A 218-nucleotide genomic window follows, 5' to 3' on the forward strand; every position below is an offset into this window, starting at 1 on the left:
ATGCCACATCTCCATCAGGGTGCGGATAACCCGTTCCGCCTTACCGTTGGTCTGCGGACGGGCAACCCGGGCAAACTTTTGACCAATCCCGTTCTCATAACAGGCTACACCGAAAGCATGGTTGGCCGAGCCTTTATATTTCGTACCGTTATCGGAGTAAACGCACTCAATCAGGTATGGGCAGGGATCAATCAGGTGTCCAGTCAGAAACTTGGCGG

At 53.2% G+C, this 218-nt stretch carries 1 pseudogene; it reads right to left on the bottom strand.

The annotated features are described in order from the left end of the window. Positions 1 to 218 (bottom strand): annotated as a pseudogene (locus tag ACTHSQ_RS11515) (IS481 family transposase); the annotation flags it as partial.

It is taken from the genome of Neisseria sp. P0009.S008, from assembly GCF_051958615.1.
In the GTDB taxonomy this organism is placed as follows: Bacteria; Pseudomonadota; Gammaproteobacteria; order Burkholderiales; family Neisseriaceae; genus Neisseria; species Neisseria subflava.